Source organism: Halocatena salina, assembly GCF_023115355.1.
Lineage (GTDB): Archaea > Halobacteriota > Halobacteria > Halobacteriales > Haloarculaceae > Halocatena > Halocatena salina.
This window is the reverse complement of the sequence record NZ_CP096019.1, coordinates 605,522-632,474: the sequence shown is the minus strand read 5'-3', so window position 1 is coordinate 632,474 and position 26,953 is coordinate 605,522. Positions and strand designations below refer to the sequence as shown.

The window sequence follows — 26,953 nt, the reverse complement described above, 5'->3', positions numbered from 1 at the left end:
CGAGAGAGAGACCAGATGGGGGTCGGCGGGGGAGTACCTTAGCAGGATCATGGTACTGCTGTAGGGCCATCGTATAGCGCATGGTGCATTCCCGCGCGACATCAAGTTTATAGGCAAACACCTGTAAAAATCTTCCTATACACACTCGATCGTCTGACAAATATAAGATAAGTAATAAAATTACGAATTACTGTATAATATTGGCGACATGCAGGGGGTAAGCGTGTCGAACTGGAGTGGTCGGAAAGCATCGTAATCCGGAACAGGTATTAGGGCTCGGTAAGATCCAGCACATATGTTCGGTCTCCTGTTTGTAACACTCACTCTCGATTCGCTGTTTTTGGGAGCGGGATTGTTCACTTTATGTGTCGGTTTCACGTTTCAATCGCTGCGAACACGCGATCGTCGGGCGGTAGCGCTTTCGATCGTGTGTGCAAGCGGGTTCGTGAGTATCGTCTGTGGTCTCCTATCGCCAACAACGGTAGCTACGTACATGCTCCTCGCGGCGCAGATCGGTGGTGTGGCGTTCTTTGCTCTCTTTTTCCACCAGTGGCTCAATTCTCTTCCTCCATCCACGTCCGAACGGCACCGTCGATTTTGATCGGTCTGAATGTATCAAATGAAAGTTTGAAACATCAAAACGATCATGGGTGATGACGATATACAGTTATCTGATGAGTTTGTTGCCGCTACGTGGGGAGACACAATCGACCCCAAACGAGCCGCGCGTTCTCGGTCTCGACAATGAGGCGGCGGAGGAGGCCTTCGAGACGTTGACGGCCTCAACAACCCGGAAAGTGCTTTCGATCATCTATGAACAGCCATCGACTCCCACAGAGATCCGAGATGAGATCGATACGTCACTACAGAACGTCCACTATCATTTGGGGAAGCTAGAGGACGCGGGACTCATCGAGCCGTCCGGTGTCGGCTATTCGGAGAAAGGAACGGAGATGACCGTGTATGCGCCGGCGAACGAGGCGGTAGTGTTGTTCGCTGGCCGCAAGTCCGACCGGCTTCGTCTCCGTGATTTCCTTCGCCGGGCGCTGGGTGCGGTCGTCGTGCTCGCCGGGGTGAGCACCCTCTTCAGCTTCCTGTTCACCGTGAATAAAATGGGGGCGTCCACCGCCCAGCTCTTCGTGGCCGATTCGGTGTTAATGTTCCTCGTGGGCGGTCTCTTTTCGATCTTCGTTATCGGTGTATTGTGGTATTTCGATCAGTGATATCCCGTGGTGGTGGCTGCGAGACACCCATTTCTACTGACAATAAGTCACTCGATGCGTTCGCGCACGGCGGATTCTTCGTACGTTAGCGATAGCTTACGCGACCGTCCGCGCCCGTCGACGCTCGTATACTCCGCGTCGATGAGGTCGAGCTGATCAAGTTTATTGATGAGTTCGGAGTACCGGGTGTAGCCCAACCCAGTTCGGTCCTCGAACGACTCGTACACCACGCCCGCGCGCTCGCCGTTGTGCTCTGCGATCGCTTTGACGAGCGCGATCTCGGTATCGCTGAGATCTCGCAGCCGACGAGATAGATGGATGTACTTCGATTTGTCGTACGCTCGGTCGATGTCCTCGATCTCGACCGTAGTGCTTGCGCGCATTTCGGCATTCAACCCGGCCCGTCGGAGAAGATCGATTCCGACCCGAACGTCACCCCCCGTTCCGGCGGTAAGCTCCGCTACCCGGTCGAGGATATCCCTCCCGGCGACGCCCTCGTGAAAGCCCCTGTCGACCCGTTCTTGTAAGATATCCATTAATTCTGGTTCGTCGTACCGTGGGAAGTACACTTCTTCGGGTCGAAACACGCTCTGAACGCGCGTGTCGAGCTCTTCGATGATGTCGAGATCCAAATCCGAGGAGACGAGGATCACGCCGATCTTCGCCCCTGTGTGGGCTTCGTGTGCGCGCAAGAGCGAATAGAGGGTGTCCGACGCTTCACTCTCATAAAACAGGTAGTTCACGTCGTCGAGCGCGACAGCAAGTACTTCCTCTTGTTCGACGAGGCGGTCGGTGATCTGTCCGAACAGCTTTTTGAACGAGATACCGCTCGTGGGCGGTTCGTACTCGAACATCTCCTCGAACAGCCGCGAGAAGACCGCGTATCGGGTCGAATCGACCTGACAGTTCACGTGTGCAACGTTTACGTTCGAATGTGTTTGGAGATCGGACGCGAGCAGTTGTAATGCTGTGGTTTTTCCCGTTCCTGACGGTCCTCGTACCATCACGTTCAGTGGACGCGAGCCCCGGACGGCGGGACGCAGGGCGTATTGGAGCTGTCGTGTTTGTTCTTCCCGGTGGTGGAAGGTTTCGGGGACGTAGTCGATCTCGAAGACGTGTTCGTCCCGAAACACGGTTTCGTCCCACGACAGCATCTCTTCGTCCGACATTCCACGTGCATCTCACCTGCGAGAACACATAAGGATTGGGCGCGAGCCGATCAGAATGCCTTCGCTTCAGAACGGCTTGTACCCGTCGACGGACATCAAACGCGTTATCCGTACGCGTCCGTACGATCACCAAATGGAGATCGTAGAGTACGAGCTGTTCGAGGTTCCGCCACGATGGCTGTTTCTCAAGGTATCGACGGATACGGGACTCGTAGGTTGGGGTGAGCCGATCGTTGAAGGACGAGCGAAATCCGTCCGAAGCGCTGTCGAAGAGCTGATGGACACCTATCTGATCGGGACTGATCCTCAGCACATCGAGAAACACTGGCAGACGATGTATCGCGGCGGCTTCTACCGGGGCGGTCCCGTGTTGATGTCGGCGATTGCCGGAATCGATCAGGCTCTCTGGGACATCAAAGGCAAACAGTACGACGCTCCCGTCTACGAGCTGCTCGGCGGGCGAGCACGGGACCGCATCCGAGTGTATCAGTGGATCGGCGGCGATGAACCGTCCGAAGTGGGAAGAGCCGCCCGCGAAAAGGTCGATGCCGGGTTCACCGCGCTCAAGATGAACGGAACAGCGAAGGTTCGCCACATCGACACGCCTGCCGTGGTCGATGATGCGGTACGACGGCTGTCGGAGGTTCGGGATACCGTCGGCGAGGATATCGATATCGCCGTCGACTTCCACGGCCGGGTTTCGAAGTCGATGGCCAAACGCCTCGTGGAAGCGCTGGACCCCTACGATCCGATGTTCATCGAAGAGCCTGTACTTCCGGAGCACGAGGAGGCGCTCCCGGCGATCGCCGAATGTACGACGACGCCCATCGCTACCGGAGAACGCATGTTCTCGCGGTGGGATTTCAAAAACCTTCTCGAACAGGGCGTCGTCGATCTGATCCAGCCCGACCTCAGTCACGCCGGCGGCATCACCGAGGTGCACAAGATCGCATCCATGGCAGAGGCGTACGACGTGGCCATCGCTCCGCACTGTCCACTCGGACCGATCGCATTGGCGTCGTGTGTCCAGGTGGACGCAACTTCGCCCAACGCCCTCATTCAAGAACAGAGTCTCGACATCCACTACAACGAGGGGAGCGACGAAACCGAATATCTGTCCGATCCGACCTTGTTCGAGTACGAAGAGGGCTACATCGATCTGCCGACCGAGCCAGGACTCGGCATCCGCATCGACGAGAAGACGGTGCGCGAACGCGCTCAGGAAGACGTCGACTGGCATAACCCCGTCTGGGAGTATCCGGACGGGAGCATTGCGGAGTGGTAACTGGGATCTAAGGAGGAGCGGAGCGAATCCCTCCCATGGAGCGTACAGCCACGTCCCGCCCAGAACAGACGTTTCGGCATCGATCTGCCGAGGAACGATCTCCACCGAGGTAGTACCAGTCATGCGCCAACCGATCGGTCGCTTCGTCGCTGTTGTGATGCGGCTCCTGTTCGGTGTCATCCTTGTATCGGTGCTACTCTCGGTGGCCATCTCGATGGGAGCGATCGACATCGATTCGACAGATAATGGAACCATAGACACGCCGGAGCCGCTTCCGGACTGGCCACTCGTGTGGGAGGTGCCGGTCGACACGGAACTCGAAACCGAGCAGCCACCACGGCCCGACCCTGTCGAGACCACGAACGAAAGCAAGCCACATACGGTAGATCCGGGACCAACGCGCCTCAATACCGGCGGGACATCGATTCAGTCCGATGCGATCGAAACACGCATCCATGACCGAATCAATACGATCCGCTCCGAGAACGACCTCTCTCTCCTCGATCATAACGATGAGATTGCTAGCATCGGCCGGACCTACAGCTACGATATGGCCGAACGGGGGTATTTCAGCCACGTTAGTCCTGAAGGGGAAGGCCCTGATGACCGGTTGAGTGGCCTGTATCCGAGCACGTGTCGGGCTGTCGGTGAGAACCTCGCGTACGTCGGTATTGCCGGTGCTACTGATGCTGACGAACTCGCAGAACGGATCGTCACCGGCTGGATGAACTCGAAGGGACACCGTGAGAACGTTCTCACTGGTCGATGGGACAGCCACGGTATCGGTGTCTACATCGGTGACCAGCGGGTGTACGCGACACAGAACTTCTGTGATGAGTGGTGAGGACCGTGTCATCACTCAGTGACATAATACTTCCCGAACACATACCAATGCAGTATGAACGATCAGCTGCTTGGAACACCTACGTCTCAACGCTGGGCGAGTGGGATGATCATCAGCAGCATCGGACTGGTAACTGGGCTTGCCCACCTCGATCATCTTATTGAGGATGCGTATGCGATGCCGGTTGTTTCCAGCATTTTGTTCCCTTTGGGTCTCTCAGTGGGATTGCTTCGTGCCGGATATTGGCTGGCGAAAAGTGACTATGGGAGTGAACAGGCCGTGAGTATCGTTATCTGGAGTGTCATCGGCGCTGTCGCGCTCACGCTTTCGGGGGCAGTCGTCCAACACGCTGTATCGGTAACAGGCGATACGACGGTCATGATTGTCCTTCCGAGCAGTGTGACGGAAGGCACAGCCATCGGCTTCGCGTACGGTGTGTACGCGATTTGGAACGATGAGTAGGGAACAGGCTGGGGGCAGTAGCCAGCAGAACGGCAGTGTGAGAGCGCCGAACAACTGCGCGAACGAACAGGCGTTAATCGTTATTCGGGCGACCAGCCTGGAAAAGCGATCCAGTAACCGGGAGGCCGGTAAGGACTGTTAATCCCACAACCGCCACCGGTGGAAGTGAGATTCCGAGGAGACTGATGACGTTCGTATAGAACGAAAACAGCAGGAACAACGGGAGTATCGTTCCGACGGTGTACCGCCACGGCACGCCCACCGTTCGCGCGATCGTTCCACCCCCCTTGGTGAATTCCTCGACGGCTTCATCACCGAGTATCCACGCGGTGTAGAGCATAAAGCCGATGAGACCGAGCGTAAGCAGTTGGTTTACGATCGGCCCGGCGACGATTTCGAACACGTTCGAATCGAACGCGTTGATCGCTCCTGCACCCAAAACCAGAGCGAACAGTCCACCCGTAGCCTGAGGGCGGTCGTAGTCGAACTCGTCGACGAGATACGCAACGGGGATTTCGAGCATGCTGATCGAACTCGAGAGCGCTGCCAGTAGAATCGTGAAAAAGAACAGCCCGCCGATGAGTCGGCCACCTGGCAGGGTAGCGAACGCGCCCGCGATGCTCACGAACAGCGCGCCGGTACCGCCGCCGGTCGGTTCACCCACGAACGAGAACAGCAAGGGAAAGACGACCAACCCCGCAAGCACGCCGACGCCGAGGTTCAACAGGGCGATGATCGATCCATCAGCCGGTAATGATCGATCCTCTTCGAGGTAGGACGCATACGTAAGCATCGTTCCGCTGCCGATCGAGAGCGTAAAAAGCGCCTGCCCAGCCGCTGCACCCAACACTGCGATGAAGTTATCAGCGAGATACTGCACGTCGAACGCGAGATAAAACTCGTACCCGCTGGCGGTGTCGGGCTGGTAGAACGCCCACACCGCCAACCCACCCAGAAGTAGTATGATGGCCGGTGTCATGAGTTTGGTCGTCGCTTCGATCCCTTTTCGAACGCCAGCCATGACGACCACGACGGTCACGAGCAAAAAGACCACCTGATAGAAAAACGCCTGCGTGCCAAAGGCGATGCTGTCGAAATGAGCCGCCGGTTGAGTGAAGTATGCGCCAGTGAAGCTTTCGAGGAGATACCGAAGGATCCACCCGCCGACGACGGTGTAAAAGGAGATGAGCACGATCGACGTGACGACACAGAGTCCACCCAATGCTGTCCAGACACGCCCACCCCCGAGCGATTTGAACGCCCCCACTGGGTTTCGTTTCGAGCGTCGACCGATGACGAACGACGCCAACAACCCCGGCACGCCGACGCCGAGCACGATGATCAGATACACGAGTAAAAACGCGCTGCCACCGTTCTGTGCGGTCAGCCACGGGAATCGCCAGATGTTTCCGAGACCGACCGCACTCCCGACGGCCGCGAAGATGAATCCCGCCCGCGAAATCCAGGTTTCTCGTTCTACCATGGTGATAGTACTGCTATTGAGCGGGGAGTTATAACTCCCTCATTACTACCCCCAATCAAATTTATTTGGTATTATATCTTTGCATTCCATATTTGAGTGGATCTATACTGCGCGTGTCCACGACCGAAGCGTCGATCACTCAGGATCGTCGAACCGTGCCAGCAGCCGCTCGTAAAATTGGTGTTCAGTTTCGTCGGCGGTGGCGAGCTTTTCGACGATGAGTTCTGGCGTCGATCGTGCCAGTCGTCCTTTGACGGGCGAACGGTTGACTTCTAACTGGCCGTCTACGAGCCCAATGGCCTCGATTCCGTCGATCTGCACGTCGATGTCGGCGGCGACTTGAACTTCTTCGGCCAGATGCGAAACGAACACGCTGGTGGCCCCTTGTTCGTTCAGTGCCCCGAGGATTCCAGCGATGATCTTCGCGCTGGCCCCCGGTTCGGTGATGCTCTCCAGTTCGTCGACGAGGATCAGACGGGTTCCTGTACCGGCGACGAGATCGCCGAACGAGCGGAGCGTCGCTTCAAATGCCCCCGCATCGAGGGTACCTTGACTTTTGGCTTGATAGTACAACGAATCGAACCGTTCGAGACGGACATGATCCGCGGGGACGGGGAGCCCCATCTGGGCGAGGATCACGATGAATCCGACGAGATCGATCAGCGAGGTTTTCCCACCACTGTTTACCCCCGAGAGGATCGCGTTGCCCTCGACAGCGTAATCGACCGGTTCGACTGCTCGAAACGGAACGTCGAGCAGCGGAGAGCGTCCGCCTTCGATGTGAACGCCGGTGTTCGTTCCCGTTCCATCGTTATCAATGATGGGCATCGTACAGTCGAACTCCCGAGCGAACCGCGAGATAGCAAGTTTGACATCGAGTTCGAGCGCCCGCCCGACGAGCGTCTCGGCAGGATCTCGGAGCACGGACAGTTCGGACGCGAGATCGGATTTCAATCGCTCGGCCCGGCGATCGCGAGCAGCCGTCAATTCCGATCGGAGTTGTGAAACGGTTTCGGGGCGTCGTTCGACCGGGAACGCCGGTTCGTCCGGAAACACCCGCTCCGCGATGGCGTCGTACTCCTCCACAGCAAGCGTCTCACACAGGTGCTCTCGGGCTGCCTCGATTGCCTCGGTGAATTCCTCGGACAGCTCGCGTTCGAGCAACGAATCGACGCGTGCGCCTTGCTCGACGAGTGAGAGGAGATCGGCCCCCTCGATAGTGACGTCACGTTCTTGGATCGCTTCCCGCAGCTGGTCGTTTGCCACGCGTTCGGCGGTGGCGATCGCCGCGTCGAGATCGTCGAGTGCGCGTTGGAGTCGGGCGAGTTCATCATCGCCTGTGATCGTCCCATCCCCGTTCAAGCGTTCGAGACAGCCATCGAGTGTGTCGAGATCGCACGGCGGATCGAGGCCTGCGATCTCGTGGACGGATGCGGCAGCGCGCAAGCGATCCCGATTCGTTGCGAAGAACGCGAGCAGTCGTTCGGGGACGATCTCGTCGACTCGATCGAACGCGTCCGGACGAACTCGCACGTTCTCCCCGAGATCCAACCCGGCGAACGTCTCATCAACCGCGATCACCGTCGAGTAACCACGGGCCAGCTCGGAGAGATCGCGGGCGTCATCGACCAGTTCTACCGACAGCGCTGGAAACTGTTGTTCAGCACGGGCGTACGTTTCGGCGTCGGCGGTTGCGATACACCGCTCGCGCACTCGCAGTTCGGTGGGAGACTCGATGGGTGATACGTCGGACAACGCCTCGATCACCGCTGGCCCCGGTTCGTGGTCGATGGCCTCGGTCACGAACGCCCTGACTTCCTCGATGCGTGACCGAGTGGTGCTCGGATACAGCGTTTCGAGGTGTTTTCGGGCGTGGTCGGTCACAGCGCGCTCTTGGAGCAACGACAGCGCCGACTGATACAGCTCGCGCGCGCGATCGGTTTGGAGGAACTCCGCCTGATCCTCGTGTCGCTCACGGATAGCGTTGCGAGCGATGCGGGCCGCGCGCCCTTCGCTGATGTTCGGTGCCCGTGCGATCGTCGTCACATCCCCCTCTCGGAGCGCACGCTCGGGATCATCAAGCACAGACAACTGCTCGGCGGTCCTCGCGCCGACGCCCGGAACGGTCTCCAACTCCATCGACTGAGTGCTCGACACCGAAGGGAAAAAAGACTCCCACATTTTGTACGCCCACCTTTTTTGCGTGAGGGTGGCGCAGCCACCCGAACGCAAAAAATCTGGACCAAAAAAAGCCGCGAGCTTCGCTCGCGGTGACTACACCTGCGTCTCCCGCCTCCGCGACCGCACCGCACGGTTCGGATTGGACTACGTCCTGTCAGTACGATATCATCAGATAGAACGCGACCCGATCCGATAGCTCGGTCCCATCTCGACCGGGATTTGACTGAAGAACAGTTGTTAGTACGACACGACATTACTCATTACATCAGTACCTTTATGTGTGATGACGGAAGCAACGATAAACGAGGACGCCAGCAGCGCCATGAGGGCGTGCGCGTTCACTGAAACGCGCCGGGTGTGCATACCACCCGACGCTGGGGTTCTCATGACCGCTAGAACCCATGATTGGGAACGAAGCAGAGACATGTAACGGTGTCGAATCGTATCAGAAAAATAAACAGCGACAGCGATGTCCCCGCTGTGGGCGGCCAGTCCGTACCCGCCTCGACCATCGGATCGGCTGTCCGTTAGGGCGGTGGTGGCGATGACCCTCCACCTTTTTTGTGCTCGGGTGGCCGTCGGCCACCACTCCCACAAAAAACGTGGGCGAAAAAAGCCGCGAGCGAAGCTCGCGGGGCAAACGAGATGACGTTACCAGTGTTTCAGTTCTGGGATCGGCTGGGCGAGTCGGTAAACCTCTCGACGGTCGAGGATCGATCGACAATCTCGAAGGCTGAACTGTATTACGTCGTGGACGTGGGGACAGGAACGTGGTGTAGACCGTGTCGGAGTACGGGTTGCGCGCACGCTACCCAGATCGAGGAGATACTGGCGACGGCCGGGCTTGGTCGGTCACAGACGGAGTACGATGATCTGCCCGGCATAGCGAACGTCACGCGCTACAACGCGGCAAAAGAGTCGGTCGTCGCTGGCTGGTTCGAGAACGGTGGGCGCGTGCGCTATCACGAACAACGTGATGGGACGGTGGTTCAGTCGGTGTACACCCCCGAAAACGATCGAGAGCCAGCCGAGGTGACCGAACAGCCCGAGGCGAAGAGTGCACCCGCCGCGTTGGTCGCAACGCTGGCGGAGTATTGCCACTATCGCCAGCATGGGGATCTCGATGGACTACGGGCCTGTTATCCCGAGGTCGCACGCGTCGTTGGCGAGTCGCCGGTCATCCACGCTGACGACTGAGAATCAGTAGAGCTGGCGGGAGCAGTGCGGAAGCGGTCGCGGAGCGGTCGCGGGAGAGGCAAGGTCACTCACCGCGAGCGAAGCGAGCGGCTTTTTTTGGTCTTCCCGCGAGCGAAGCGAGTGGGAGCCTGCAAGAGCTTCGCTCTTGCAATGCAGATTTTTTGCGGGAGGGTGGCGCAGCCACCCGAGCGGAAAATAGGTGGATCCGAACGCAAAAAAGGTGGGGGTGACAAACCCATTGCATGAGTATCGCGGACAAGCTGAGTAACGCTCGTGAGGATCTCGCCGGGCGCGATGGGGTGCTCATCGCCTTCTCCGGCGGTGTGGACTCGAGCGTCGTCGCTGCGCTCGCCCACGAGGCGCTCGGTGAGAACGCGGTGGCGTGCACCGCGAAAAGCGAGACGCTACCGGCCGAGGAACTCGCCGATACGAAGCGCGTTGCAGACGAGATCGGCATCCGCCACGAGATCGTCGAGTTCTCGGAGCTGGAAAACCCGGCGTTCGTGGAAAACGACGACGACCGGTGTTATCACTGCCGGACGATGCGGCTGGGGAAGATGTACGAAACCGCCCGCGAGTTGGGTATCGGGACGGTCTGTGATGGGACGAACGCCTCCGATCCGGGCGAAGGCCACCGGCCGGGACTCAGAGCCGTCGAAGAACTCGACGTCTACTCCCCGCTGCTCGCACACGACTTTTCGAAGCCGGAGGTCCGAGACGCAGCTGACCACTACGGGCTGTCAGTCGCGGACAAACCCTCGATGGCATGTCTCTCCTCGCGTATTCCGACCGGACTCGACGTGACTGAGTCGCGGCTCACCCGGATCGAAAAAGCAGAGCGACTCCTCCGAACGTGGGGGTTCGAACAGTTCCGCGTGCGCGATCATGACGGACTCGCGCGCATCGAAGTCGGCAGCGACGAACTCGACCGCGCGCTCGATCCCGACTTCGTCCGTGCAGCGCGAGAGCATCTCTCGGAGATCGGCTTCGAACACGTCACCCTCGATCTCCACGGCTACGAAACCGGAAGCGTCAGCCCCGAGACGGAGCACCCCGACGATTCCGAGCCGGTGGTCGAAAACGTGTTCGACACCGACTATCCGACTGCCGAGTGACACACCACGATCAACGGATTCTATACGGACGGCGACATGCAGCGGCGTATGAGCGACACCGAAACGCCGTTCGATGTGCAACTCCAAGTCGGCGAGATACTGCGTGCAGAGCCGTTTCCGGAGGCAAACAAACCCGAAATGGCAAAGCTCTGGATCGACATCGGAACCCAAGAGCTTCCATCGGCGGCCCAGACGGGCTATAACTACGAGCCGGACGAACTGGTCGGTCGGCAGGTTCTCTGTGCGACGAACCTCGGTACAGTGCGGATCGCCGGGTTCAAATCAGAAGCGCTGACCGTCGGCGTGCCCGACGAGGACGGTCATCCCGTCTTGGTCACACCCGACGCGGCAGTTCCGCTGGGTGGCGCGCTCTACTGACGAACAGTCAGGTGATGTGGTGATGACACCAAAAAATATTTAATTTGTGTGTGATTTGATGGGGGGAAATGACGTTCAGGACCCCCCCAGCGATGACCCCCGGTGATAGCGTCGCCGTGATCGCCCCATCGAGCGGTGGTGCACGGAACGCTCCCCACGTGTTCGAACTCGCGCTCGAACGGCTTCGGACGGTGTTCGATCTCGATCCTATCGTGTACCCGACGGCCCGTCAGGGCGACGAGTTCCTCGCGGCGAACCCACGGGCGCGGGCGGCAGACGTTCACGCCGCGTTCGAAGATCCGGACATCACTGGCATCTTCGCAACGATCGGCGGCTGGGAACAGCTCCGGGTCCTGAAACACCTCGATCCTACAGTATTGCGCGAGCATCCCACACGTTTTTTCGGGATGAGTGACAACACGAACCTCTCGCTTGCGCTCTGGAACTGCGGCATCGTTTCCTACAACGGTGCCCAGCTGATGAACGAAATCGCCGTGCCGGGCGAGCTGCCGGCGTACACGGAGCGATACTGCCGTCGGGCGTTTTTCGAGGACTCGCTCGGCGAACTCACCCCGTCTTCGGAATGGACGGATGAACCAGTGCCGTGGGGCGATCCGGACGCTTTCGAATCATCACCATCGTACGAACCCAATCCCGGTTGGCGCTGGGCGGGCGATAAAACGCCTACAACGGGCCGGCTCTGGGGTGGTTGCCGGGCCATCGTTGAGTGGCAGCTAGCGACCGATCGATATCTCCCGGAGCCGAACGCGTTCGATGGCGCGGTACTCGCGATCGAAATCGCAGAGGATCTCCCAGATCCAGAAATCGTCGCGGGAACGCTCGTCTGTCTCGGCGAGCGGGGACTCCTCGAACGGTTCGAAGCTGTCGTCATGGGTCGAGCACCGGGTCGAAGCTTCCTCAAAGAGCCGCCACGGGACGAGCGAGACGCCTACCGCGAACAGGTGTACGACGTCGTCATCGAACAGGTGGAGCGATACAACCCCACTGCGCCGGTCGTGTGCGGCATCGACTGGGGACACACCACCCCGATCGCACCGCTCCCGATCGGGGACACCATCACTGTCGATCCCGAGCGAGAAACGATTACCCTTGGAGTGGATCCGGCAGACCAGAATCCGTGATCAATCGTCAGTCCAGGGGACCACGTTCGTGCGGACGATCGACGGATCGGTGTCGGTGCCGTCGGGAACGTTTATCTCGGCAAACGAGCAGTTGATGGGGGCTTCGTCGATCAGCGCTTGCTCGAGTGGCACGTTTCGGATGTGCCCGAGCACGATCTGGATCGGTCCTCCGTGTGTCACCACGAGAACATACTCGTCCGGTTCGCTCAGTTCGAGCAGTTCTTTCCAGCTGGTGATGACCCGATTTTGGAGGTGAACGAAGCTTTCACCGCCCTCGGGCGTTCGATCGGAAGCGTTCGCCGCCGTCGTGCCGAGACCGAACTCTGGGAAACGGTCAGCCACCGTCGAAAGCGAAAGCCCCTGGTACACGCCCAGATCCCGTTCGCGCCACGCCGTTTCGAACCGGACTGGTACATCGATCGCTGATCGAACTAGTTCGGTCGTCTCCTTGGTGCGCGTGAGATCCGAGGACACTACTCGATCGGGCGTAACTGTGTCCTCCTTGTCGAAATACGCTCCAGTACTGGTCGCCTGCTCGCGGCCCCGATCGTTCAACGTGACCGGAGCCCATCCCTGTAATCGTCCCTCCAAGTTCCAGGCCGTTTCACCGTGTCGCAACAGCATCACCGTCGTCATCTTTGTTTACGTTGACGTATTGTATACATGTGTATTACGGATTGAAAAATGTGACCGGAACACTGACGAACTATTCGGAGAGGCTACCGGTCCTGACGGCGCGCTGAATCATCGTTTCGGCGATATTACCTCCGTACTCGGATGTTCTGCGGACACTGTCGAGGAGGAGCCCCGCGGGGTGTTGATCGGAACTATCGCTGTCGTACAGCCGTTTGTCCGATCGATCGAGTTCGGCCAGGAGGGTATCGCGGTCATCGAGCGCCCGGTAGGCCATCTCGACATCTGCACCAGCGAGCAGAACGCTGGACGCGTCAGTGACGATACCTCGTGCGGAGCGGGCAATCGAGTCGAAGTTGGGAATAGTATCTGCTGCTGATACATCGAGTCGATCCGCGATCACTGCCATCTTTTCGGCGTGGTCTGCGACCCGTTCGAGTTGCTGGGCGGTCGTGTAGTAGTCCGCGATCGACGGGCGGTCGATATCGAGTTGATCGATGGCTTGCAAGTCGGATAACGACTGCTGATAGTGGCGGCTCACCATCCCGAACAGCCGGTCAGCTTCGTCATCACGGTTACAGACACGAGCTGCGAGCTCGCTATCTCCGTTGATAGCTGCGGTCACTGCGTTCTCGTGCATCGACAGCGTGATCCGTTGGAGTTGGATCACTGTCTGTCGAATAGAGACATCACTCGTGTCGAGTAAGCTTTGGAGCACGACACGGCGTCTGGATTCCGAGACGATCTCTAGTCCAACAAGCCCGTCTACAGTTCGTGTGACTGCTGTGCGCTGGGAGTCGTCGATGCCACCGGTAGCAACGAGCGTGATCCTATCGAACCCTGATACGTAGCCGGCCCGGACCGTTTGAACGATGTCTTCATCACTGCGGTGATCGACAGTGAGGGCGATCTCTCGTTCTCCGTTGTTCGTGGGATCCGGACGAACGAGCAACGATCCATCACTGTGGGGGTACAGGTGCATTTGCGCGCCCGATTCGAGACCATGCTCTTTCGCCCACCGTTTCGGGAGTGAAACGGTGAACGTCGACCCACCGGTAAGCTGGATCTTACGAGTTTCCATGCGGTGGCTCCTCCCTCAGTGGCTGGTCGACGATGGCGCGCTCTTGCATGATCGGTCGGCTGCCATACCGGTCGATCCCCTTTCGCTTCGGTTGTGTCGGCTGCATCCGTTATTATTCATGTATTGGTTGTTGGTTCTAAAATAACTATATATGTCAGATATATCTACGAAATATTCATCAATAGTTCTTTGTAGGGAAACGATATTGGGGGAGAGATACATACCTCTCGGTAGTTACTATCCGAACGGGAACCGTGGGTCGTGTTAGCCGCTATCGGTCCACTTGAGGAGGAGTAACGTGGATTCGAAGAGAACCACCATCGAAATTGCCACGATGATCGGGGCCATACCGGTCGGATCCGGATTCGTGACGAACGCGAGACCGAGAAAGCCGCCCCAGAAGTAGAGCCGACGGTCAGTGAGCCACGTTCGGCTCGTTACGCCCATCATGACAGCGAGCATGATGAATAGGGGTATCTGGAAGATGAGCGCGAAAAAGCCCATCAGAAGGAGCATTAGCCCGAACGTATCTGACAGTCCGAACGCGATTTCAGCGGTTCCCTCCGTGTATCCCAGGAAGTACATGAAGATGAGAGGCAGAACGATAAAGAAGGCGAATGCGACGCCGAGCGTGGCGAGCACGAGGCTAGTCGGGATCGCAGCGATGTAGTATCGCCGTTCACGCGGATACAATCCGGGGCGCATGAAGAGGTACGTTTCGTACACGAACACCGGCATTGCGATGACGAAACCAGCAAGAGTAGCGACTTTCAACCGTGCGAGCACGAGCGCAAGCGGATGATACACCCGAGGTTGTACCGTTTTCGTATCCGCCAGTCCAAGAATCGAATACCAGATATTATTGATAAGCTGATCGGCAAACGGAAACGTGAGCGCACTCACGATAGACATCACCACGACAACAACTAACACCCGTCGGACCATCTCCTCGATGTGAGCACTCAGAGGCATCTCCTGGTCCTCGGAGGGACCGCTCGGAACGAGCGAATCGTCCTCGTTCGAAACGTCCGGCGTCGAGGCCGGTTCGAGAGCGTTCGTGGTGCTCGCCTCTGCCGATGTTTTCGGTTCCGTCGTGGTAGACGAATCAGCCGAGGACGGAGGAGCCGGTACCCCTGAGCGCTCTTCGTCCGTTACCGGCGCCGAGGCGTCGGCATCCTCTGGAGATGAGGACTGTGTCGTGTTGTGGTCGTTCTGGTCCGAACGAGAGGCCGATTCGCGTTTCCACGGAACTCCGGATCCGGATCCACCGAAGCCCTGAGATCCATCGGACTCTTCGTCGGACGACTCCGACTCTTCGGGAGGGTCTCTGTCAGACGGGGATGATCGTGCCGGCTCAGGATCCTGATGATGTGGTCGTTCACGATCCGTGTCGGTCCCTGATCCGGGGGAATCTCTCGTCCCCCCCGTGAAATCATAGCCGGGAGAATCCGTCGGCTCCCGGTCTCGAGACCCACCAGCGTCGGAGGTGAAATCATAGCCGCGGGAATCCGTTGGGTCTCGGTCTCGAGACCCACCAGCGTCGGAGGTGAAGTCGTGGCTGGGAGAATTCGTCGGCTCCCGGTCTCGAGACCCACCAGCGTCTGAGGTGAAGTCGTGGCTGGGAGAATTCGTCGGCTCCCGGTCTCGAGACCCACCAGCGTCTGAGGTGAAGTCGTGGCTGGGAGAATTCGTCGGCTCCCGGTCTCGAGACCCACCAGCGTCTGAGGTGAAGTCGTGGCTGGGAGAATCCGTTGGGTCTCGGTCTCGAGATCCACCAGCGTCTGAGGTGAAGTCGTGGCTGGGAGAATCCGTTGGGTCTCGGTTCCGGGATCTCCCAGCGTCTGAGGTGAAATCATAGCCAGAGGACTCCGTCGAGCTTTGTCGTCGGGAGCTTTCTGCGTTCGTATCGAAGTTATTTCGTGGCTCGTTTCTATTTCGTGACTCGTTTCTATTTCGTGGCTCGTTTCGGTCCGTGTTCCTCGAATCTGTCGGATCTATCGTCGATTCTCGACTCTGGGTGTGCGTATCGAAGCGGTCTCGATCCGTGTCGGTACTCCAGTCCTGTGAGCGCATCGAATCCGAATCCACACCCTGCTCCTGGAAGGAGGGTCGATCGGAATCCACGTTGTTCCGAGACGATGTTCGGACGTGTTCTCTCGGTTGTCGTGTGGGAGTGGTCTCCGTATCCCGGTTCGAAGTAGTCGATCGACGGCGGTCGCGCCGAGCGTTTTGAGAACGATTCCGCTCGTTCGAACTCGACGTGTACGACCGATCACGCGCATCGGAAGACGCAGTCGTTGGATCACGGCTACGTCTCCCCCAGCCTCGTTCGGGCTGGTTGGTCGAATCTGAACCGCTGTTGGGAGGATTCGAACGGGCATCCTCATCTAGCTCGTCGAAAAAACCGGAATCATCGGAGAAGACGAAACTCTCCCGATCTTGCATCTCATCATCGGATGAAACGTCCCGTGATCCATTTCCTGGCGGGTTATCACGGGACCTGCGTCCGTCGTCTCCGCCCATTAGGCTACTCTCGTATCCCATCGATTGTAAGCCTTCTCACCCAATAGCACACGGGGTAAACCATTGAAACGTTCCCAACATATCTCGATACATTGAATTCAGTGCGTATCCGTACTGAGCCTCGATCACGTGCGGTCTGTGATGGCTCTTACTCGGATCATCATGCGATAATACACCTCAGTCGATCTGACATCAAAACTGCGGGGCGATCTCTGGATGGCTGAGTGCCAATGATTATTAGCCAACCAGTCGTACTCGTGTTCGTATCAGAAAATGTTAGATAACAAAACTGTATTTATTACTGGAGCCGGTGGTGGAATCGGGAGCGAAACGGCACGCCAGTGTGCCGACGCTGGTGCGCGTGTCGTCCTTACGGACGTGGACAACGACGGCGTCGAGTCGGTCGCGGAATCGATTCGAGAGACGGGTGGCAACGCCGTTGCCCACGATCTCGACGTGACGAACAACGAGCAGTTCGAGGATCTCGTTGCCGTGACGGCGGAGGAGTACGGACTCGACGTGATCGTGAACAACGCCGGGATCGGACACGACGCGGCGTACACGGAAGATCTGCCGGAGGATGCACGAGACCGGGTGATGTCAGTCAACATCAACGGCGTCTGGAACGGTTGTCAGGCGGCGCTACCGATCATGAAAGAGCAAGGGCACGGATCGATCATCAACGTCGCCTCGTTGGCGGCGATCGTCGGACTCCCGAAACAGGCAGTGTACTCGCTCACGAAAGGAGCAATCGTCAGTTTCACTCGTGCCGTTGCTGTCGAGAGTGGGCCCAGCGGCGTGCGTGCCAACGCAGTCTGTCCGGGCTTCATCGATACCGGCGTCGGCAAGGAGTATTTCGATTCGGCAGACGATCCACAAAAAGCCCGCGAACGCAGCAAACGAGCGTATCCGTTACGGCGGCTTGGCGACGCCGAAGAGGTCGCAGCCGCGATTCGGTTCCTCGCGAGCGATGAGTCGTCGTACATCACGGGGAACGCTCTCAGGATCGACGGCGGCTACTCGGTCGCATGAATCGCTACGTTCGGTGTCCGTCGTGGCCGGGATAATCGCGTTCGAAGCGTTCTTCTAACTCCTGTTCACTGAGTTCGATGATGACCGGGCGACCGTGCGGACAGGCGTACGGATTCTCACACGCATCGAGCTCACGGAGGAGATCGACGATCGACCCCTCCATGAGTGACGTGTTTGCCGTGATCGATGGATAACAAGCGAGATCCGCGAGCAGATCGTCAGCGGCAGCCTCGACTGTGCTTGCGCCGTCGTCAGTGACCAACGTCGCGAGAAGATCACGAACGAGTTCCGGCCCAACCGATTCCGCCAACAGTTCGGGAACGGTTCGCACTTGTGCGATTCGGTCGTCTAGAAGCGAAGCGTGGAAGCCGAGCTGTGCGAGTGCATCGATGTCGTCTTCGAACAGCTCCGCTTCCCGGGCCGTGAGTTCGAGTTTGACAGGCTGAGCGAGCGCCTGAACGGCCATTTCATCGTCGAACGTCGTTCGTAACCGCTCGTAGTTGATCCGCTCGTCTGCGGCGTGTTGGTCGATGAGTACCAGTCCGGACTCCGTTTCGGCGACGATGTACGTCTCGTGTAGTTGACCGAGAACGGTCAACGGCGGCAGCTGTTCCAGATCGAACGATAGTCGATCGGTCGACTCCCGGTCGGTCAGCTGTGATTGAGTGGTTGGGCCACGAAGCCGGTGTGATCGCTGCGTTTCGCTCCCCGTGTCGGCATCGACGGTCGTGGTCTCTGTCTCTCCCGCCTCTCCGGGCGCTGTCGTCGTTTCTTGCTCGGATGTGGAGTCGTCTCGCTGTCGATCAGCCGGAGAGGTCGCTCGCTCGTCCGACGGTTCGGTATCTGTCTCGTTCGTCGTCGTAGTCGTCTTAAGAGTTGGTCCGTCGGTCCGTTTCTCGTTTTGAGAGTTGGTTTCGCTCGTCGTGCTCGTTCGCTCCGTATTTGCGTCACCCCCCGAAGTGATCTCGGTCTGTTCGGGTGCCGATCGTCCGCGAGGGGCACTCGATCGAAGTTCCCCTGCCTCTTGGAGTGCGGTTTCGACCGCGTTGGTGACTTGAGCGTGCGCTCGTGTGTCGTCCACGAAGCGAACCTCCAACTTTCGAGGATGGACGTTCACGTCGACGGCCTCCGGGTCGAGGGTCACCGCTACGACAGCAAACGGATAGCGGTCAGCGGCGAGTTGGGAGCCGTACGCCTCGATGATTGCCTCGCGTACTGATCGTGCGGTTACGTACCGTCCGTTGACGAACGTCGTACAGTAGTCCCGGCTCGCGCGGTTGGTTTCCGGGTGACTTACCAACCCCTCCACAGCGGTGAGTGGTCCCTCCGGAAGATCCCCTGTGCTGTGCTCGACATCGATCATCGCGCTCGCGACCTCCCGTCCGTAGACGGCTAGCACCGCTCCGCGGAGATCGCCGCGACCACTCGTCGAAAACAGTTCGCGGCCATCGTGTTCGAGCGTGATCGATACTTCAGGATTTGCGAGCGCATAGCCCGTCACGATCCGCTGAATGTGGTCGAATTCGGTACGCTCCTGTTTGAGATACTTCCGCCGGGCAGGGACATTGTAGAAGAGATCGGTCACCTCGACGGTCGTTCCGTGCGGACAGCCAGCCGGTTCGACGTGGGTTCGTTCGCCACCTTCGATGTGGATCTCGGTTCCACGTGTCCCACCGTCTGCCTTCGTAGTGATCGTCGTTCGGGATACCGCACCGATCGCGTGTAGCGCCTCGCCGCGAAATCCCAGCGTCCGGATTCCCGTTTCGAGATCCGTGATATCGTCGATCTTGCTCGTCGTGTGCTGTTTCACGGCGCGTTTCGCGTCCGCTTCGTCCATTCCGTGGCCGTCGTCGCTTACCCGGAGCAGTTCCGTTCCGTCTGCTTCGACGGCGACTGTCACTCGTGAGGCGTCCGCGTCCAGACTGTTTTCCAACAGTTCCTTTACGACGGACGCCGGACGCTCGACGACTTCCCCGGCGGCGATGCGCTCGATCGTCCGCTCATCGAGTTCGTGAATCTGTCGCTCCTGAGCGTCCATTCGGTTACACACACGTAATAGACGCGTATCAATCTACTTGGTTGGTGGTAGGCCGGCAAACCGTTCCGTTTCACTGCTACAGTGGAGAGAAGACTGTTCCGAACGATCCCGGTCACTGAGTGAGGCGAGCGATTCCGACTATGACGGTGAACAGAGACCAGATCAAAACGATAGCGATCAGCAGTCGAAGACGACCCGGAATACGGAGGATAAACGACATGATCGTGGGGGGATCTGGTCCGGAGATAAGCATTTCGACGATCGAAATGGCAGTCCGTCCCCGTAGACCATGAACCGGCTTGGTCACGGATTCACGACGTTCGTCTCGACGGTACCTAGATCGGTGCCGATCTGACTCGGACCCGGAATCGATAGCCAATCCCATCTACAATTCGGTGTGCTTATGCTGTATTAGGCCAGCCTAAAATACATGGTCGAGAGAGACCGTTCAGTGAGACCTCCAACGCGGCGCGGGGTGCTCAAAGCCGGGGGTGGCGTTCTCGTTGGGGGGCTGCTTGCGGGGTGTATCGACGGTCGGTCGGGAACTGGATCGACGTCCTCTCCGGATGGGGAGGGTCGTTCCGTAGCGGTAGCACCGGTGGGGGACGTGTCGTTGGATACCCCGCCGGAACGGATATTCAGCGTGTATCCACAGTACGCTGATATGGCAGTCGCGCTCGGGTACAGCGACGCTGTGAACTCGGTGTACGTCCCGGAGATGTCGGGATCGACGATGAACCACTACTACAATCAGTTGGAGGGTGTTTCGTTCGATTGGGAAGATCTAGAGAGTCCGCTGAGTGATGGGTTGGCCAAGGAGTTGCTGTACGAACTCGACAGTGACGTCCATTTCGCTGACCCCGCGTGGGTCTCGACCCAGAAAGGCTGGACACAAGCGGACATAACCGATGTTCGAGAGCACGTCGCCCCGTGGATCGGGAATTTCTACAGCGGAACGCACGCCGATCCACCGAAGGGATACGCCGATCGATACGAATACTACACGCTCTGGGAGCTGTTCGGTGCGATCGCGGAGCTGCTGGGAGAACAGAAGCGATACCGCTCGCTCAAAAAGATCCACGCCGACATGCACTCGACGATCGAATCGAAGCTTCCACCGAAAAATGAACGGCCGACTGCGGTCCGGGTGACGCTCGGTGACGGCGTGTTTTGGACCTACCACCTGAATCGACCGGGCTACTGGCTCGCGGATACCCGTCCACTCGGCGCGATCGACGCGTTCGCCGATCGGAACTGGGAGCAGCTCTGGGGAGAGGTCGGCTATGAGGCGATGGTCGAGGCTGATCCCGACGTTATCCTCCATCTCTGGGGCATGACACCCGATTACAGCACCGAGCAGGTGCTCGATACCATGGCGAACCATCCCGTCGGAAAGCGGCTTTCGGCCGTATCGAACGATCGGGTGTACGCGCAGGGCATGCGCTACCAGGGACCGATCATGAACCTCTTCCAACTAGAGATGACCGCAAAGCAGCTGTATCCCGACCAGTTCGGAGCGTGGCCGGGGTACGTCGATGGGGATCCTTATCCTGAGATCCCCGAGGACGAACGGCTATTCGACCGCGGACGCGTCGCGGAGATAATCACCGGAAACGCGTGAACGATCGCGTCACTCCTCCAACCGTTCCTGCCAGCGTTGGACGGTCGACAGCAACTCCACGGGAGACTGTTCGTTCACGTCGATGTCACTCAGCTCTTCGATCACGGCCTCACGTTCGTCATCCGTTTCGTCTCCGCCGTCAGCACTCGCCCGTTTGAACTGTCCCGATCCCAGATCAAACACCACCTGTTGGGTGTCGCCAGTGCCGCTCTTTGCCCCTCGAACGTCGATCGCTTTGTCCTCGCGCAGACGTTTCAGAACGGTGCGAGATCGATCGACCACGGGCGAGGGGACGCTCGCTAACTCAGCGACATGGATCCCATACGACCGATCGGCGGGACCGTCCTCGATCGTCCAGAGGAAGGTGACATCGCCGCCTCGGTCCTCAGCCGCCATGTGGACGTTGTGAACGCCGGGCAATCGATCCGCGAGGTCGGTCAACTCGTGGTAGTGGGTGGCAAACAGCGTCTTGGCGTTGATCCGGTTGTGAAGATACTCCGTGGTGGCCCACGCGATCGAGATTCCGTCGTAGGTGGCAGTCCCCCGGCCTACCTCATCGAGGATCACGAGCGACTCCTCAGTCGCGGAATGGAGGATGTTGGATAGCTCTTGCATCTCGATCATGAACGTCGACCGGCCTTGTGCGAGCTCGTCGATCGCACCGACCCGCGTATAAATCCCATCGACTAAACCGATCGTCGCCTCTCGTGCTGGAATGAAACTGCCGATCTGAGCGAGGAGCACGATCAACGCGGTTTGTCGCATGTACGTCGATTTCCCGCTCATGTTTGGACCGGTTACCACGAGAAAGCGCCAGTCCTCAGTCATCGAGAGGTCGTTAGGAACGAACTCAGTCTGTGTTTCCACGACGGGATGACGGCCGGCTTGAATGTCGATCGGACCGGGGCCGGTGAGCATCGGCCGAGTCCAGTCGTGGCGCACGGCATGACGGGCGAGACTCGCAACCACATCGAGTTCGGCCAGCGATCGACCCACGTCTTGAAGCAGGCTAGCATGCTCGGCCACGCGCGTGCGCAGTTCCTCGAACAGTTCGTACTCCAGTTCTCCCCGTCGTTCTTCGAGTCGGAGAACGTCGCGCTCGCGTTCGCGGAGTTCGTCGGTGACGTACCGCTGGGAGTTTTTCAGCGTCTTGATCCCTTCGTATTCGTCGGGAACGGCGTCAGTTTCGGATTTCGGCACCTGAATGTAGTAGCCGTCGGTTTTGTTACGATCGACCGACAGCCGTCCGATGTCGTGACGACGACTCTCCCGTTCCGCGAGTGTATCGATCCATTCGACGGCGCTTTCGTACTCCTTGATGAGTGCATCAAGTTCGTCGTCGTACCCCCGACGGATGAGTTCTCCTTGGGTGAGCGTCTGTGGTGGATCATCGGCTAACGCGTCCGACAGCGCTGTCTGAAGCTCCACAACGGCAGTGTGGTCGGGCCGTCCGACGATCTCCGACAGTGGCGAGCCGGCGAGGCGATCAGATCGTTCGATCCGGTCGGCCACCTTGGGTAGCAGCGCGAGCGTCTCCCGAACACGAAGCAGGGTGTGGGCGTCCGCGCTGCCCGATACCGACCGACTAGCCGCTCGTTCCAGATCCGAAGCGTCGTCAAGCAGCTCGCGCAGTTCCTCGCGTACCATCGCGGATTCACAGAGCGCTTGGACACACGCTTGGCGGCGCTCTAACTCGCTTTGTGAGCGCCGTGGACGTGTGAGCCACTCTTTTAACAGCCGTCTACCGGCACTCGTCACAGTGTGATCGATCGTTTCGAACAGGGATCGTCCCCCACCGGTCATGGTTTCGACCAGTTCGAGATTACGCTGGGTCGTCGCATCCAGTTCGACGTGGTCGTCGGGGTGATATCGGTGGAGTCGCGTTACGGCAGCGAGCACGGAGATCCCTGTTTCATCGATGTAGGACAACACGGCTCCGGCTGCACGGATTGCCGTCTCGCGTTCGAGGCCGACGCTCTCTTTGACTGCACCGAACTGTTCGCGTACAGTGTGTCTGGCACGGCCGGGTGCGAACGCCTCAGTCGTGTGGAGTGTGGTGTTCGTTTCGACGCGCTCGGCAAGCCGTTCGAGGAGCCGATCGTTGCTCCGCGTGTCGGGTCCGGGGAGGACCTCCGTCGGCGTGAATCGATACAGTTCTGTGAGCACGGCGTCCTCGCCCGTTACTGTCGTAACGTGGAACTGTCCGGTCGTGATGTCGACGAAGGCGAGGCCGTACTCGGTGTCCTCGGTTTGGTCCGCCCCCTCCACGACGGCCGCGAGATACTGGGCATCTTCCGTCGTCGTTTCGAGCAGTGTTCCGGGCGTAACCACCCGCGTGATCGATCGGGCGTGGCCGTTTTCGGTCTCGTGTTGGTCCGCCACTGCCACGCGATACCCTCGTTCGACTAGTGCTCGTACGTACGGTGTGAGATCGTCGACCGGCACCCCTGCCATTTGGTAGGTTTCGCCGCCGCTCGATCGTTCCGATACCTTCAGATCCAACTCCTGACCCACCGTCTTCGCATCATCATGAAAGAACTCGTAGAAATCACCCATCTGCATCGCCAGCAAGTCCGCGTCCGAATCGCGCTTTAACGCGAGATACTCGCCGACGATTCCCTCCGCGGTCATACAAATCCGGTGGTGCGCCATCGGGTAAAACGCTATGGGTTTGATGTCCGTCTCGTCGATCGGACGCGTAGATTTATATTCCGAAAGGGGGCCACCACGAATCTATGAGCAGCCTCGCAGTCGTCGGCGCAACCGGTGGAGCAGGTACGACTCGGACGTGTTTGGAACTCGCAGGAATGCTAGCGCGGGACGGTCGCTCAGTCGTGATTCTGGACGCCGCATACGCGACTCAAGGCTTGTCCGATCACATATCGGATCGGATCGCTCCCGATATGACTGCGCTCGTGTTGGACGACGCGCCGCTGGCATTGGGTCTCATCGAGTTCGAAACGCCCGAGGGGCGACTAGCGTGTTGTCCGGCCCGAGCGCCGTTCGAACGGCTCGCACGGGCTAAGACGCCGACAGCGGCCCGCCGATTCGGGGAGCTGATCGAGGAGGCCACCACGTCGTTCGATCACGTACTCGTCGATACCCCGCCAGTCGCGTCGAACCAAGCCATCGCCGCTGTCACGAGCGTCGATCACATCGTCGTCGCCATCCGTGCGAACAGTCCGGGTATCGACGGATGGGTGCGGATTCACGACCGCCTCGCCGATCTGGGCTGTCCCGAACCGACGATGATTCGGACGAACGCGGATGGAAACGGGAGCAGTGAGCGGCGGCTCCCCCCACCCGACACTACCGATCCAAATCGGACACCGACAGTACTTCACGCAGACACCTCCTTCACTGCCGCCGTGGCTAGAACTGTCGAAACAGTGTTCGACACCACGCTCGACCTCACGATCGAAACCGGACGAGACGGTCTGTTGTAACCCCTTAGCGGAGATCGTCCGCATTACTCATCGTCTCGGCCAACACGTCGCGTTTCGTGATCGTCGACCGTTTGGCCGAATCCGGTGTGAACACCGGTTCGAGCGTTTCACGCACGCCCGGCAGTGGATCGTGGGTCTCTACGAACACTGCAAGCGCGAACTCCACCTCGCTGGCGTTCGAAAGTTCGAGGGCCTCTGCCCGCGTACACTGGGCATCGATCCACTCCCGAACCACACGGCGACCCATCGGTGAAAGTGGTGCGATCGGCTCGCCAAGTAGATGCAACGTCTTCGCGCCAGTGACGGGGGCAAGACCAGCCGTCCGGGCGCTCTTTCCGACGCTCGACCCGTCAACGTACGACTCGACCAGCGTCACAGCCGCTTCGACAGTACACGGAAGATCGTCGGCGAACGGAGCCAAACGATTGGAGAGCGGCGTATCGGTCGCATCGACCGCCGCGATACTCCGATCATGCTGCTTCGATGTCACCTTCACCCCGGAGGCAATGTCAGATAATCCCACACCCCTGTGAACGGATCATACTACCTTAAATGTTTATTCATATGGGCGTGTTATCAAACCCCGTAGTTCTCGAACCTACCAATAACCGATACGCTCTCGTCCTCACATCGGTCGATATTCGCCCTCATCGACTTCATTTTTAAAGGTCAGATGGAGCATAGTTTCATATGTGATGCATTCCACAGCAATCCCATCATGTCCAGAATGTGATAGTCGTGTGAGACACGATGGAACCGAAAGCGTTTGTGAACAGTGTGGTCTGGTACTTGGTGAGGATCCGATCGATCACGGTCCGGAGTGGCGCTCGTTCGATGACGACGACACGAATCCTGTTCGAACGGGGGCACCCCTCACTCGATCGCGCCACGATCGGGGTTTATCGACCGAGATCGGCTACTCATCGCGGGTGAAAGGACGAAAACGGCGTCAGCTCGCTCGGATGCGCCGCCAGCACAGTCGGGCCCAGATCTCGACGAAGGCCGAGCGCAACCAAGTGTACGCCTTTACCGAGATTAGACGTCTCACGAGCGCGCTGTCTCTACCGACGTCGATTCGAGATCGTGCATGTGTGCTGTTCGATTCAGCCCAGAACGCGAATCTGCTTCGGGGTCGATCGATCGAAGGGTTCACAGCAGCAGTCATTTACGCCACGTGCCGGGCGGATTCGGTGTCACGAACGCTTGAGGAGATCACAGCGACGGCCCGTGCATCGGAAGCCGAATTGAAAGCGGCTTATCGCGCTCTCAACCGCGAACTCGGATTGCCGACGGGACCCATCGATCCTACGGAGTATCTCCCACGGTTTGCGTGTGAGCTTGATCTCCCCCAGTCCATCGAACGCCGTGCTCGGGAACTGGTCACGGAAGCCCACGAACGAGGCCTGATAGCCGGCCGAAATCCGGGAGGGATCGCCGCTGCTTGTCTGTACACTGCTGCCGAGGAAGCGTCGTATGGTCTCACTCAAGATGACGCTGCTGCCGTTGCCGGAGTGACGCCTGTGACCCTCCGGTCGACGTACTACGATCTCACCGACGTCTGAACCGAATCAGCGAGTCGACGGAGCGCTCGTTGGATCGGTTCCGCTATGAAATGATCCGACGTCATCGAAACGGTCGAACTGGGAATCCCCGGAATCGGTGTTACAGCGCCCGAAACTGCTGTTCAAACCGTTTAAAGGCTGCTTCTGTCGTTCTGTCGGCACCGAGGAGTGCGATGGCCACAACCGTGTCGAGCATCACATCTGGCCCGCACGCTTCATTCCGATCGAAAACGGCGGATGTCCATACTAGTACCACACCCTGAGAAGTGGACGATACGTTGTGCATCGTCCTCGGCCAGTCGATAAGAACTGTGTTGTACTCGTGCTCGACGGCGTGGAGAACTTCAGCAAGCTCCACCTCCGGGGTTTTATCGATGGAACGTCCACACGGAAGGATTGCCACAGGACCGTCTTGACACACCGCCTCGATCGGGGACGCTCGTCCTGCGAGCACATCGTGGATGTCCGGTCCTCTGGTGGCTGGGTCGCGTTCCCAACTCAGTTCCAGTGCGCCGTCAACGACGACTGCGTTCATATG

At 58.8% G+C, this 26,953-nt stretch carries 22 protein-coding genes; 12 read left to right on the top strand and 10 right to left on the bottom strand.

The window, feature by feature from the left end; genetic code table 11:
• Positions 1 to 674: 674 nt before the first annotated feature.
• Positions 675 to 1,223 carry an ArsR/SmtB family transcription factor gene (locus tag MW046_RS03175; RefSeq protein ID WP_247994123.1) on the top strand — a complete coding sequence of 183 codons (549 nt, stop codon included), beginning with the start codon at positions 675 to 677 and terminating at the stop codon, positions 1,221 to 1,223.
• 47 nt (positions 1,224 to 1,270) lie between these two features.
• Here MW046_RS03175 and MW046_RS03170 read toward each other — a convergent pair whose 3' ends face one another.
• On the bottom strand, positions 1,271 to 2,392 hold the full coding sequence (locus MW046_RS03170) for an ORC1-type DNA replication protein (protein WP_247994122.1): 1,122 nt from the start codon (positions 2,390 to 2,392) through the stop codon (positions 1,271 to 1,273).
• 133 nt (positions 2,393 to 2,525) lie between these two features.
• Here MW046_RS03170 and dgoD point away from each other — a divergent pair, with 133 nt between their 5' ends.
• The 3 genes from dgoD (at position 2,526) to MW046_RS03155 (ending at position 4,983) form a co-directional block, all read left to right on the top strand.
• Complete coding sequence (gene dgoD, locus MW046_RS03165) at positions 2,526 to 3,677, top strand: galactonate dehydratase (RefSeq protein ID WP_247994121.1); 1,152 nt, start codon at positions 2,526 to 2,528, stop codon at positions 3,675 to 3,677.
• Positions 3,678 to 3,798: 121 nt separating this feature from the next.
• Positions 3,799 to 4,521, top strand: coding sequence for a CAP domain-containing protein (locus MW046_RS03160; protein WP_247994120.1), 723 nt, complete (start codon positions 3,799 to 3,801; stop codon positions 4,519 to 4,521).
• Positions 4,522 to 4,575: 54 nt separating this feature from the next.
• Entirely contained in the window at positions 4,576 to 4,983 is a 408-nt protein-coding gene (locus tag MW046_RS03155; RefSeq protein ID WP_247994119.1) for a hypothetical protein, read from the top strand.
• A gap of 73 nt (positions 4,984 to 5,056) precedes the next feature.
• Here the strand turns inward: MW046_RS03155 and MW046_RS03150 are convergent, their stop codons facing one another.
• Positions 5,057 to 6,466, bottom strand: coding sequence for a sodium-dependent transporter (locus MW046_RS03150; RefSeq protein ID WP_247994118.1), 1,410 nt, complete (start codon positions 6,464 to 6,466; stop codon positions 5,057 to 5,059).
• Positions 6,467 to 6,601: 135 nt separating this feature from the next.
• A complete protein-coding gene (locus MW046_RS03145; RefSeq protein ID WP_247994117.1) occupies positions 6,602 to 8,605 on the bottom strand; it encodes a MutS-related protein in 2,004 nt (667 codons plus the stop codon).
• Between the two features lie 687 nt (positions 8,606 to 9,292).
• On the opposite strand from MW046_RS03145, the gene MW046_RS03140 reads away from it, so the two are divergent.
• From MW046_RS03140 to MW046_RS03125, 4 genes are all read left to right on the top strand, one after another.
• Positions 9,293 to 9,844, top strand: coding sequence for a hypothetical protein (locus tag MW046_RS03140; RefSeq protein ID WP_247994116.1), 552 nt, complete (start codon positions 9,293 to 9,295; stop codon positions 9,842 to 9,844).
• Between the two features lie 242 nt (positions 9,845 to 10,086).
• Positions 10,087 to 10,959 (top strand): ATP-dependent sacrificial sulfur transferase LarE, encoded by an 873-nt coding sequence (gene larE / locus MW046_RS03135; protein ID WP_247994115.1) that lies wholly within the window; start codon positions 10,087 to 10,089, stop codon positions 10,957 to 10,959.
• A 48-nt stretch (positions 10,960 to 11,007) separates the two neighbouring features.
• Entirely contained in the window at positions 11,008 to 11,337 is a 330-nt protein-coding gene (locus tag MW046_RS03130) for a tRNA-binding protein (RefSeq protein WP_247994114.1), read from the top strand.
• 68 nt (positions 11,338 to 11,405) lie between these two features.
• Positions 11,406 to 12,479: a S66 family peptidase gene (locus tag MW046_RS03125; RefSeq protein WP_247994113.1), complete on the top strand. Its 1,074-nt coding sequence runs from the start codon at positions 11,406 to 11,408 to the stop codon at positions 12,477 to 12,479.
• Here the strand turns inward: MW046_RS03125 and MW046_RS03120 are convergent, their stop codons facing one another.
• The 3 genes from MW046_RS03120 to MW046_RS19395 form a co-directional block, all read right to left on the bottom strand.
• A complete protein-coding gene (locus tag MW046_RS03120; protein ID WP_247994112.1) occupies positions 12,480 to 13,115 on the bottom strand; it encodes a histidine phosphatase family protein in 636 nt (211 codons plus the stop codon). It lies immediately after the preceding gene.
• Between the two features lie 70 nt (positions 13,116 to 13,185).
• Positions 13,186 to 14,193 carry a phosphate uptake regulator PhoU gene (locus MW046_RS03115; RefSeq protein ID WP_247994111.1) on the bottom strand — a complete coding sequence of 336 codons (1,008 nt, stop codon included), beginning with the start codon at positions 14,191 to 14,193 and terminating at the stop codon, positions 13,186 to 13,188.
• Between the two features lie 264 nt (positions 14,194 to 14,457).
• Positions 14,458 to 16,716 carry a twin-arginine translocase subunit TatC gene (locus tag MW046_RS19395; protein ID WP_282190223.1) on the bottom strand — a complete coding sequence of 753 codons (2,259 nt, stop codon included), beginning with the start codon at positions 16,714 to 16,716 and terminating at the stop codon, positions 14,458 to 14,460.
• 273 nt (positions 16,717 to 16,989) lie between these two features.
• Between MW046_RS19395 and MW046_RS03105 the strand changes: the two genes are divergently transcribed.
• Positions 16,990 to 17,748 carry an SDR family NAD(P)-dependent oxidoreductase gene (locus tag MW046_RS03105; protein WP_247994110.1) on the top strand — a complete coding sequence of 253 codons (759 nt, stop codon included), beginning with the start codon at positions 16,990 to 16,992 and terminating at the stop codon, positions 17,746 to 17,748.
• A 4-nt stretch (positions 17,749 to 17,752) separates the two neighbouring features.
• Here MW046_RS03105 and mutL read toward each other — a convergent pair whose 3' ends face one another.
• Positions 17,753 to 19,786 (bottom strand): DNA mismatch repair endonuclease MutL, encoded by a 2,034-nt coding sequence (gene mutL / locus MW046_RS03100; RefSeq protein ID WP_247994109.1) that lies wholly within the window; start codon positions 19,784 to 19,786, stop codon positions 17,753 to 17,755.
• A gap of 430 nt (positions 19,787 to 20,216) precedes the next feature.
• On the opposite strand from mutL, the gene MW046_RS03095 reads away from it, so the two are divergent.
• Positions 20,217 to 21,407, top strand: a complete 1,191-nt coding sequence (locus MW046_RS03095; RefSeq protein ID WP_247994108.1) for an ABC transporter substrate-binding protein — start codon at positions 20,217 to 20,219, stop codon at positions 21,405 to 21,407.
• Between the two features lie 9 nt (positions 21,408 to 21,416).
• Here the strand turns inward: MW046_RS03095 and mutS are convergent, their stop codons facing one another.
• On the bottom strand, positions 21,417 to 24,038 hold the full coding sequence (gene mutS, locus MW046_RS03090) for a DNA mismatch repair protein MutS (RefSeq protein WP_247994107.1): 2,622 nt from the start codon (positions 24,036 to 24,038) through the stop codon (positions 21,417 to 21,419).
• Positions 24,039 to 24,142: 104 nt separating this feature from the next.
• Here mutS and MW046_RS03085 point away from each other — a divergent pair, with 104 nt between their 5' ends.
• Entirely contained in the window at positions 24,143 to 24,853 is a 711-nt protein-coding gene (locus MW046_RS03085; protein ID WP_247994106.1) for an AAA family ATPase, read from the top strand.
• A 4-nt stretch (positions 24,854 to 24,857) separates the two neighbouring features.
• On the opposite strand, the gene MW046_RS03080 is transcribed toward MW046_RS03085, so the two are convergent.
• Entirely contained in the window at positions 24,858 to 25,376 is a 519-nt protein-coding gene (locus MW046_RS03080) for a DUF7858 family protein (protein ID WP_247994105.1), read from the bottom strand.
• A gap of 172 nt (positions 25,377 to 25,548) precedes the next feature.
• Here MW046_RS03080 and MW046_RS03075 point away from each other — a divergent pair, with 172 nt between their 5' ends.
• Positions 25,549 to 26,415: a transcription initiation factor IIB gene (locus tag MW046_RS03075; RefSeq protein WP_247994104.1), complete on the top strand. Its 867-nt coding sequence runs from the start codon at positions 25,549 to 25,551 to the stop codon at positions 26,413 to 26,415.
• A 100-nt stretch (positions 26,416 to 26,515) separates the two neighbouring features.
• Here the strand turns inward: MW046_RS03075 and MW046_RS03070 are convergent, their stop codons facing one another.
• Positions 26,516 to 26,950 (bottom strand): P-loop NTPase family protein, encoded by a 435-nt coding sequence (locus MW046_RS03070; RefSeq protein WP_247994103.1) that lies wholly within the window; start codon positions 26,948 to 26,950, stop codon positions 26,516 to 26,518.
• Between the last annotated feature and the right edge of the window lie 3 nt (positions 26,951 to 26,953).